Annotated in this window: 7 protein-coding genes and 1 tRNA gene; 5 read left to right on the top strand and 3 right to left on the bottom strand. The window is 66.0% G+C overall.

Annotation, left to right across the window (positions count from 1 at the left end; genetic code table 11):
* Positions 1-437 (bottom strand): CHAD domain-containing protein (locus tag CVM52_RS20455; protein WP_133119912.1); only part of this gene is annotated, 437 nt, incomplete at its 3' end.
* 122 nt (positions 438-559) lie between these two features.
* Between CVM52_RS20455 and CVM52_RS20450 the strand changes: the two genes are divergently transcribed.
* The 3 genes from CVM52_RS20450 (at position 560) to CVM52_RS20440 (ending at position 4,390) form a co-directional block, all read left to right on the top strand.
* Entirely contained in the window at positions 560-1,501 is a 942-nt protein-coding gene (locus CVM52_RS20450) for a DMT family transporter (RefSeq protein ID WP_100164267.1), read from the top strand.
* A 67-nt stretch (positions 1,502-1,568) separates the two neighbouring features.
* Positions 1,569-1,645 (top strand) — tRNA-Pro (locus tag CVM52_RS20445).
* Between the two features lie 213 nt (positions 1,646-1,858).
* Positions 1,859-4,390, top strand: a complete 2,532-nt coding sequence (locus tag CVM52_RS20440; protein ID WP_100164266.1) for a cation:proton antiporter — start codon at positions 1,859-1,861, stop codon at positions 4,388-4,390.
* 24 nt (positions 4,391-4,414) lie between these two features.
* On the opposite strand, the gene CVM52_RS20435 is transcribed toward CVM52_RS20440, so the two are convergent.
* Entirely contained in the window at positions 4,415-5,233 is an 819-nt protein-coding gene (locus CVM52_RS20435) for a sulfotransferase family protein (RefSeq protein ID WP_100164265.1), read from the bottom strand.
* Between the two features lie 235 nt (positions 5,234-5,468).
* On the opposite strand from CVM52_RS20435, the gene CVM52_RS20430 reads away from it, so the two are divergent.
* Positions 5,469-7,046: a DUF5928 domain-containing protein gene (locus CVM52_RS20430; RefSeq protein WP_100164264.1), complete on the top strand. Its 1,578-nt coding sequence runs from the start codon at positions 5,469-5,471 to the stop codon at positions 7,044-7,046.
* Between the two features lie 11 nt (positions 7,047-7,057).
* Here CVM52_RS20430 and CVM52_RS20425 read toward each other — a convergent pair whose 3' ends face one another.
* Complete coding sequence (locus CVM52_RS20425; RefSeq protein ID WP_205964999.1) at positions 7,058-8,272, bottom strand: pyridoxal-phosphate-dependent aminotransferase family protein; 1,215 nt, start codon at positions 8,270-8,272, stop codon at positions 7,058-7,060.
* Positions 8,273-8,430: 158 nt separating this feature from the next.
* On the opposite strand from CVM52_RS20425, the gene CVM52_RS20420 reads away from it, so the two are divergent.
* A complete protein-coding gene (locus CVM52_RS20420) occupies positions 8,431-10,287 on the top strand; it encodes an ABC transporter ATP-binding protein (RefSeq protein ID WP_100164263.1) in 1,857 nt (618 codons plus the stop codon).
* Positions 10,288-10,322: the final 35 nt, after the last annotated feature.

The following is a 10,322-nucleotide window of genomic DNA, read 5'->3' as shown; positions in this document are numbered from 1 at the left end:
CGGCTGCGGGCGCGCAGCGTCTTCAAGGCCGCGCGCGCGGCTCGGGCGCGGGTCTTGATCCCCTTCACCTTCAGCACCCGGCGGCGGCGCTGTTCGGCCCAGTCACGCAGCGGCGCCAGCAGCGCCGCGTCAGCGCCCGCCTCGTTGCAGATCAGGTCGACCGAGTTGACCATCACCTGCGCATCGCGAATATCGGAAAACCCGCGCGCAATCTCGCGGGCCGCGGCGTTTTCGGCCTTATAGGTCTTGCCCAATCCGGGCCGCAGCAGGCGCAGCAGGCCGCGCAGCTTTTTCATCCGCTTGCGCAAGTCATGCACCGACTCTTCCGGCGCCGATTCGATCCGCGCCAGGCTGTCGCGCGCCTTCTGCACCTCCTGCCCGGCCACGCGGCGCAGGTTGTCTTCCAGGCTGATCCCGATATCGAAGACATAGCTCATTCCCGTAACCTCCCGCGGCGCCTGCGCAAGGTCCGAAATTTGCCGCCGCCTTGCAATCCCCCGCCAACCTGTCAAAGCTGCGGTCGGGGAGGGTCCGTCGCGTCGCGCCGAAGGAGACAGGAATGAGCGGCCAGACCAGGGGGATCGTCTTTGCGCTGATCGCGTTTGCAATCTACGCCGGACATGACACCATCGTGAAGCTGTTGGGAACCGGCTATGCCCCGTTTCAGATCGTCTTCTTCACAGTGCTGTTTTCCTTTCCGCTCAGCAGCCTGATGCTGATCCGCGACCCGCTGCCCGGCACGCTGCGGCCGGTGCATCCCTGGTGGATGGCGCTGCGCACCGTGGCGATGGTGGTGGCCACCGCCGCCTGTTTCTATGCCTTCTCGGTGCTGCCGCTGGCCGATACCTATGCCATCCTGTTTGCCACGCCGATCCTGATCACCCTGCTGGCGATCCCGATCCTGGGCGAACGGATCCGCCTGCATCGGGGGCTGGCCATCGTGCTCGGGCTGGCCGGCGTGGTGATCGTGCTGCAGCCGGGCCAGTCGCCGCTGACCCTGGGCCATGGCGCCGCGCTGCTGGCGGCGGTCTGCGGCGCGCTGGTGGCCTGCATCGTGCGCAAGATCGGCCGGGAAGAGCGCAGCGTGGTCATGCTGCTTTACCCCTGGATCGCCTCGCTTGCGGTGATGGGGGCCAGCCTGCCCTTTGTCTACAGCCCGATGGAGGGCACCGCCCTGGCGCTGAACGCCACGCTGGCGCTGCTGGCCTTTGTCGCGCTGCTGCTGATGATCGAGGCCTACAAGCACGCCGATGCCGCCGTCGTCGCCCCGATGCAATATTCGCAGATGCTGTGGGCGATCCTCTATGGCTGGCTGCTGTTCGACGAATGGCCCGGCCCGGCCACCTTTGCCGGCATCGCCCTGATCATCGCCTCGGGGCTTTACATCGTCTTCCGCGAAGCCCGCGGCGGCACCTCGGAACACACTCCGGTGCTGCGCACCCGCTCGCGCCCGGTCGTCGCCGGCAGCCCGCAGGTCAGCACCGCAGAACGGCTGCTCTGACGCGCGCAATGAATGTCAGGTCTCTCTTGCAAAAGCCCCGCAATGGCTGTACTTGCCGCGCCACGGTCGGAGTGTAGCTCAGCCTGGTAGAGCACTGTCTTCGGGAGGCAGGGGTCGTGAGTTCGAATCTCGCCACTCCGACCATCGCATCAAGGCGCCTTCGGGCGCCTTTGTTGTTTTTCGGTTGGCCCACCTGTCCCGGATGCGGGGTGCACGCCCCAAGTTCGAGCGGGTTTTCACCATCGCCGGGACCGATCCGGCGCGGCACCCCAACTGACGCATAAAAATCTGAGCCGGCAAGGCGGGTTGGCCTCAAACGGCGCGTGCGCTCGCCGTATCTTCTGGTATTCCCGAATCATGGATATCATTCTCGTCACCACGATCATCGCCTCGCTGTTCCTGGTCATTGGCGCGACCGAGCCGTTCGCGGCACGCCTGCGTCTGCCGCACAGCGTGATCCTGGCGGTCCTGGGTATCCTGATCGGGGCCGGGGCGACGTTTTTCCTGAATACCGAACTGACCGATGCGCTGAACCCGGTAGCCGAAGCCATCCTTGGCCTGCCGATCCGCTCCAATGTCTTCCTGTACGTGTTCCTGCCGACGCTGCTGTTCCAGGCGACGCTGGGGATGAACCTGCGCCGGATGTTGGACGACTGGGTGCCGATCCTGGTGCTGGCGGTGGTCGCCGTGGTGGTGGCAACCCTCAGCGTCGGCTACGCGCTGGCCTGGGCCAGCGCCTTGCCGCTGGCGGCCTGCCTGTTGATCGGCGCCATCGTGTCAACCACCGATCCCTCCGCAGTGGTGTCGATCTTCCGGTCGATCTCGGCGCCGCGCCGACTGGCGCGAATCATCGAGGGCGAAAGCCTGCTGAACGACGCCGCGGCCATCGCCCTGTTCGGCCTGTTCATGGGCTTCGTGATGCTGGGCCTTCCTGACCCGGACCTGGGCGATGCGCTGGCGCGGTTTCCGCTGCTGATCGTCGGGGGGGCGCTGACCGGATGGCTGGCGGCGCGGATCGCGGTGTGGATCATGGCGCTGTTCGGGCGCCACGAACTGGCCCAGATCTCGATCTCGGTGGCGCTGCCCTATCTCGCCTATATCGGCACCGAACAGATCGTCGGCGCCTCGGGCGTGATCGCCGTGGTCGCCGCCGGTCTGACATTGAACCTGACCGCGCCCGGACGCCTGCCGCCGCAATCCTGGACCAACCTGCGCGAACTGTGGGACGTGCTGGCACATTGGGCGGGGGCGCTGATCTTCATCCTTGCCGCGCTGCTGATCCCACGGCTGCTGGAAGAGGTCCGGCTGACCGATTTCGTTCTGGTCGGCGTGGTCATCGTCGCCGCCGTCGCGGCGCGGGCGGTGATCCTGTTCGGGCTGCTGCCGCTGTTGACCCTGCTGAAACTGTCGCCCGCGGTTGAACGCCCCTATCGCGCGGCGATCCTGTGGGGCGGGTTGCGCGGGGCGGTGACGCTGGCCCTTGCGCTGGCGGTGACCGAAAGTTTCCGGGTGCCGGACGGCATCCAGCGGGTGGTCGGCATTCTGGCCACCGGCTTCACCCTGTTCACCCTGATCGTGCAGGGCACCACGCTGCGCTGGATCATCAGCCGGCTGGGACTGGACCGGCTGTCGCCGATCGACGAGGCGCTGTCGCGGCAGGTCGTCGCGGTGGCGCTGCAGACGGTGCGCGAGGACGTTTCGCGCACCACCGAGAATTACGATCTGAGCCACGAGACAGTGCGCTCGGAGGCCAAGCGCTTTGGCGAGCGGCTGGACCAGGCGGTGAAGATGGCCGAGGACAGCGCCGACATTCTCGACCGCGACCGGATCACCCTGGGCCTGATCGCGCTGGCCGGTCACGAACGCGACACCATCCTGGTGCGGGTGCGCGAGCGGACAATCTCGGCGCGGATGGCGGAACAGGTGATCTCGGATGCCGACCGGCTGATCGAAGGCGCGCGGTCACAGGGGCGCAGCGGCTATCAGCGCGCGGCCCGGCGCAGCGTCGCCTATGGCCGGGCATTCCGGGCCGCCGTGCTGCTGCATGGCCGTCTGGGCCTGTCCGGGCCGCTGGCCCAGATGACCGCCGACCGGTTCGAACTGCTGCTGTCGCAGCGCCTGATCCTGCGCGATCTGGGCGCCTTTATCGATGGCCGCATCCGCCGCATTCATGGCCGCCGGGTGGCCGACCTGCTGCATGAATTGCTGTCGCGCCGGATCGAGGCGGTGGAAACCGCGCTGGAGGGGATGCGGCTGCAATATCCCGGCTATGCCGAGGAACTGGAACGCCGCTTTATCCGCCGCACCGCGATGCGCCTGGAAGAACGCGAATATGTCGCCATGCGCGAAGACGGCCTGATCGGCGCCGAGGTCTATACCGCGCTGATGCAGGATCTGGATGCGCGCCGCGCCGCCGCCGAAAAGCGCCCGCGCCTGGACGTTACCCTGCAGCGGGTGGCGCTGATCCGGCAATTCCCGCTGTTTTCCGATCTCGACGATGCCGCGCTCAAGCGTCTGGGGCGGGTGCTCAAGACCCGCTATGTCGATGCCGGCGAATTGATCATAAGCAAGAACAGCCATGCCAAAAGCGTGGCCTTCATCGCCTCGGGCGCGGTCGAACTTGAGACGGCGGGCCAGTCCTGGCGGCTGGGACGGGGCGAGATGTTCGGGCAGATGGCGATCCTGTCGAACCGCACCCGCCGTGCCGAGGTGCGCGCGATTGCCCCGACGACCCTGCTGGTGCTGGACGAAGACCGTTTTCGCCGGCTGCTGGCGCGCAGCAAGACGCTGCGCCAGGCGGTCCGGGCCAGCGCCGAGACGCGCGGCATCGAACCTTCCGGATTGCTGCCGGATGACGAGGACACCACCGCCCCACCCCGCAGCCAATAGCGCGGGGCCGATCAAAGCAGCGCGTCAGGTGCTGAGTTTCTTGTGCACCTCGTCCAGATCGATTTCGCCCACCGGCATCTTGTTGGCGGGGTTCTCGAAATCGTATTTGAACAGCTCGAAATCGCGCTTGTAGATCTCATAGACCAGATGCATCGACAGGTCGTCGAAATAGGCCTCGACGGGATGCGCCCGTTTGGGGCCATGCCCCTCGCTTTCGTTGAATCGCGGGATGGCGTCCAGATCCACTTTCACCGGCGTCTCGACCGCATTCAGCACGCTCTGCATGCCGTCGTTGAAGTTCTCGGTCCAGAAGATGCGGTCATAGCGACCGCCATTGGCGATGAAGGTCGACACATGGCCCGACATCGCCGACCAGTGAATATCCGGGTCCATCGGCCGGCGCCAGCGGATGGTGTCGCGGGCAAACAGCAGGAAGCGGCGGAAGGATTTGACCTGGTCGAACTCGTCCTTGCCGTCATCGCCGCCGACCTCGATGCCGTATTTATAGGTCAGCGTCGGCACCAGGTTGCCGCGATAGCGCTTGCCGTTGCGCTGAATGCCGCAGATCTTGTCGAAGAAGGAACTGAGGATGCGCGTATAGGGGTTGCGCACGCAGGTGAAAGCATAGCTGCGATGCGCCTGCACGTTGCGGGTGATCGGCTCTTGGCTGTGATCCTGCGCCCATTTGTGCAGGCCGTCGGTCGAGTCATGGATGTCGCCGTCGAAAAACCGGCCGTGATCCGAGTAATACATGATCTGGCCGATGGTCGAGCAGGCGCATTTCGGCACCACCCGGTAGACCATGCTTTCGGATTCCGTCATCCAGGTTCCCGGAAATCCCATCTGCGCTGCCTCCGGCTTGTGTCGATCCCGCGCGGTATAGCAACCCGCGCCGCGCTCTCAAATCCCGTATGCGCAAGGCGGCCCCATCGCTCTGGCATTTTTGGCACGTTTTCCACAAGATCGCGATCCGCACCCGCGCCCGGTGGCAAAACCTTCTGAATGCTGGTTTATTCACGGCGTTTTCACCGCTACAGGGCCAGTATTCCCCCAATCTTCAAGCGCTTGATATCGGCATATGGCAAAGATCGCGTATATCCTGCTCTGCCACAAAGACCCCGAGGCGATTGTGCAGCAGGCGCAGCGGCTGACCGCGGCGGGCGATGTCCTGGCGATCCATTTCGACGCCCGCGCCGATGCCGAACAGTATCGCAGCATCCGCGCCGCGCTGGCCGACAACCCCAATGTCACCTTCGTGCGTCGCCGGGTCAAATGCGGCTGGGGCGAATGGTCCCTGGTGCAGGCCACGCTGAACGCGCTGGAGGCCGCGGTGGAGGCGTTTCCACGCGCCACCCATTTCTACATGCTGTCGGGCGACTGCATGGCGATCAAGACGGCGGAATATGCCCACCGCTTTCTCGATGCGCGCGATGTCGATTACATCGAGAGTTTCGATTTCTTCGACAGCAACTGGATCAAGACCGGGATGAAGGATGACCGGCTGATCTATCGGCACTATTTCAACGAACGAACCCAGAAGGCACTGTTCTACCGCGCCTACCGGCTGCAGAAACGGCTGGGTCTGACGCGGCCGATCCCGGCGGATCTGCAGATGCAGATCGGCAGCCAGTGGTGGTGCCTGCGCCGCCGCACCGTCGAGTGGATCCTCGACATGACCCGCAAGCGCCGCGATATCATGCGGTTTTTCCGCACCACCTGGATCCCTGACGAGACCTTCTTTCAGACCCTGGTGCGCCACCTGGTCCCCGATGACGAGATCGAGACGCGCACGCTGACCTTCCTGATGTTCTCGGATTACGGGATGCCGGTCACCTTCTACAACGACCATTACGACCTGCTGCTGTCGCAGGATTTCCTGTTCGCCCGCAAGATCAGCCCCGAGGCGCACGAGCTGAAGGCGCGGCTGGGCGCGCTCTATGCCGCGACCGACGTGGCCTTTGAACTGTCCAACGAAGGCCAGAACCTGTACCGCTTCCTCGCCGGCCGCGGCCGCATCGGCCGCCGCTTTGGTACCCGGTTCTGGGAGGCCGAAAGCACGCTGGGCCGCGAACGCGAGCTGATGATCGTGATCTGCAAGAAATGGCACGTGGCCAAGCGGCTGCTGGCCCGCATCCGCCAGGTCACCAACCTGCCGGCGATCGAATATCTGTTCAACGAGGAATCAACGCCGCTGCCCGATCTGGGCGGCATCCAGGGGACGCTGGAAAAACGCACGCGCCACCGCCGGGCGCTGATGCGGATGCTGTTCGAATATTACGAAACCGACCGCCTGATCATCTGCCTGGACCCGGCCAACCTGGACCTGCTGCAGGATTTCGAAAGCGACCGTTCGGTGACCCGGCTGCTGGAGATCGAATGCCAGTTCTCGGATGACTTCCTGATCGGCCATGCCCGCCGCGTCGGCCTGGCCGGCGAGCGCACCAGCGCCGCGACGCTGGAACGCCTGCTGCCGACCATCCGCAACGACATCGCCCATGAAACCGACCGCGTCCGCGATGCGGGGTTCTCGCATCATCACCGGATCCGCGAAACCGCTTCGGCCGCGGCCAATGCCGAGCACATCGCCGCCTTTTTGACGGTGCCGCCGGACACCGCGCTGGAGCTGGCAAAGACCGAACACCTGTTCGCGGATTGAACCGCGCCCGATCAGTCCGGACGCCCGGCGATCACCGCCGCCGCCGCTTCGACCGCGCCCTTGCCATGGGGCACGCCCAGCGCGGTCAGCCCGGCCTCGACCCCGCCCAGCAGGCCCAGGATCATCTGGCCGTTGACATGGCCCATATGACCCATGCGGAAAAAGCCGCCCGCCTCCGGGCTGCCCGGCAGGGCCATGCCCACCCCCAGGCCCAGCGTCAGGCCCAGATGTTCCGACACCCATTTGCGCAGCTCGGCACCATGGGGCGCATCGATGCACAGCGTCGTCACTGCATGGCTGCGCATCGCCGGATCAGAGATGTTCAGCCGCAGCGACCCGCCCTGCCCCCAGGCGTCGCAGGCGGCCCAGATCGCCTGCGCCAGCCGGGCGTGGCGGGCCCAGACATGTTCAATCCCTTCCTCAAAGATCATGTCCAGCGACGCGCGCAGCCCATAGAGGTGATGGGTCGGCGCGGTGCCGCCAAAATGCTGGTAATATTCCGCGGGATTGGCGCGCGGCACCCAGTCCCAATAGCGGCTGACGCGGTCCATCTTCACCCGCGCCGCGGCCGCCTTGTCGCTGAAGAACACAAAACCCAGCCCCGGCGGCACCATCAGCCCCTTCTGGCTGCCCGCCACCGTGACATCGACGCCCCACTCGTCCATCTCGAAGCGGTCGCAGGCCAGCGAGGCGATGCAATCCACCATCAGCAGCGCCGGATGCCCTGTTTCGTCCAGCACCCGGCGCAGGCCGGGAATGTCGTTGCGGACCGAACTGGAGGTGTCCACATGGGTGGCCAGCACCGCCTTGATCTTGTGGCTGCGATCGGCGCGCAGCGCCTCGGCCACGCGGTCCAGGTCAAACGGGCTGGCCTTGCCGAAATCCATCACCTGGGTCTCGATGCCCAGCCCGGCGGCCATGTCGGCCCAGCCATGGCCGAACCGGCCGGTCGCCGGCACGAACACGGTGTCGCCCGGCGCCAGCACGTTGACCAGCGCCGCTTCCCAGGCGCCGTGCCCATTGCTGATATAGATCGCCGCGTGGTGGCGCGTGCGCGCCACGCGACGCAGATCGGGAACAAGGCCATGGGTCATCTCGACCAGCGCGCCCTCGTAGATATTCGGCGCGCTGCGGTGCATTGCCCGCAACACCGCCTCGGGCATCACCGAAGGGCCGGGAATAGCGAGGTATTCGCGCCCTTGCGCGACGCTCAGATCTTTGCTCATGGTAGGGTCCACAGAAAACTACCGGCCCACACTAACCGGCCCCGGCACGGCGTCAATGCAACTCGGGCCCGGACTTGCACCCGACAGGCCCGGCCGCTAGACGGCCAGATCAGAAAAGGCAGGCCGATGACCAACTTCCCCCACCAAAGACCCGCTGCATGAGCCAGACACGTACCCCTTCGGGCGAATTGCTGGGCTGGCTGTGGCGCGGCTATCTGCGCCACCATATCGGGCTGCTGGCGGTCGCGGTGCTGTTCATGCTGATCGAGGGCAGCATGGCCGGCGCGGTGGCCTATATGATGGAACCGATGTTCGACCTGGTCTTCGTCGCCGGCAACACCTCGGCGCTGGGTTGGGTCAGCTTTGCCTTTCTCGCCATCTTCTGGATCCGCGGCGTCGCCGGGATGACCCAGAAGGTGCTGCTGACCCGGATCTCGCAGAACACCGCCGCGCATCTGCGCATGGACCTGCTGAAGCGGCTGGTGCGCCAGGACACCGCGTTTCATCAGACCCACCCGCCCGGCTTCCTGATCCAGCGGGTGCAGATCGACGTGAATTCGGTCAACGACGTGTGGCGCAGCATCATCACCGGCGCCGGGCGCGACGCGATCTCGCTGATCTTTCTGCTGGGCATCGCCATCAATGTCGACTGGAAATGGACCGCCGTGGTGCTGATCGGGGTGCCGCTGCTGCTGCTGCCCGTCGGTGTCGCCCAGCGCTATGTCCGCAAAAAAGCCTCGCAGGCGCGCGACCTGGGCGCGGCGCTGGCCACCCGGCTGGACGAGGCGTTTCACGGCATCGTCCCGATCAAGCTGAACCGGCTGGAAGATTACCAGGCGCAGCGCTTCGGCGATCACACCCGCACCTTCGTGCGCGCCGAGATCCGCGCCGCCACCGGCACCGCCTCGATCACTGCCATGGTCGATATCATGGCCGGCATCGGCATCATGGGCGTGCTGCTCTATGGCGGCTCCGAGATCATCTCGGGCGAAAAGACCGTGGGCCAGTTCATGAGCTTTTTCACCGCCATCGGCGTTGCCTTCGACCCGATGCGCCGGCTGGCCTCGGTCAGCGGCACCTGGCAGGTGGCCGCCGCGGCGCTGGAACGGCTGAAAGAGCTGATGGACGCGCCGATCAAGGTCCGCTCGCCGGCCGAGCCGGCGCCGCCGCCGCAGGGGATGCCGGGGATCGGGCTGGAAGAGGTTGCGCTCAGCTATGGCGACGCGCCGGTGCTGCGCGGGCTCAGCTTTACAGCCGAGCCGGGCAAGACCACGGCGCTGGTCGGTGCCTCGGGCGCCGGCAAGTCCACTGTGTTCAACGTGCTGACCCGGCTGGTCGACCCGCAATCCGGATCGGTCAGGATCGGCGGCGTCGAGGTGCGCGACCTGGCGATGCCCGACCTGCGCGGCCTGTTCTCGGTGGTCAGCCAGGAGGCGCTGCTGTTCGACGAGACCCTGCGCGAGAATATCCTGCTGGGCCGCACCGATGTGACCGACGCGCAATTGCAAAAGGTGCTGGACGCCGCGCATGTGTCCGATTTCCTGCCCAAGCTGCCCGAGGGGCTGGAGACCCTGGTGGGCCCGCGCGGCTCGGCCCTGTCGGGCGGGCAACGCCAGCGCGTGGTGATCGCGCGGGCGCTGCTGCGCGACACGCCGATCCTGCTGCTGGACGAGGCGACCAGCGCGCTGGACGCACAATCCGAACAGGTGGTGCAAAGCGCGCTCGACAAGTTGTCGGGCGGCCGTACCACGCTGGTGATCGCGCATCGGCTGTCGACCATCCGCAATGCCGACAAGATCGTGGTGATGGATCGCGGCCGGGTGGTGGACGAGGGCAGCCATGATGAATTGCTGGCGCGCGGCGGCATCTATGCCGATCTGTACCGGCTGCAGTTCCAGGACGGCAAAACCGTGGTCGACCCGGTCGGCGCCGCGGCGCTGGCCGCGCGGATGCCCGCCGATTCCACCCGTGCACCTTCGCTGCTCCGGCGGCTGGGCCAGCGGCTGTTCGGCTGACCTCCGGCAGGTCGACGCGCTTACACCCCCGGCCG

This window comes from Pseudooceanicola lipolyticus (genome assembly GCF_002786325.1).
GTDB lineage: Bacteria > Pseudomonadota > Alphaproteobacteria > Rhodobacterales > Rhodobacteraceae > Pseudooceanicola_C > Pseudooceanicola_C lipolyticus.
Note: the sequence above shows the minus strand (reverse complement) of the source record. Positions and strands in the feature narration are given on the sequence as shown.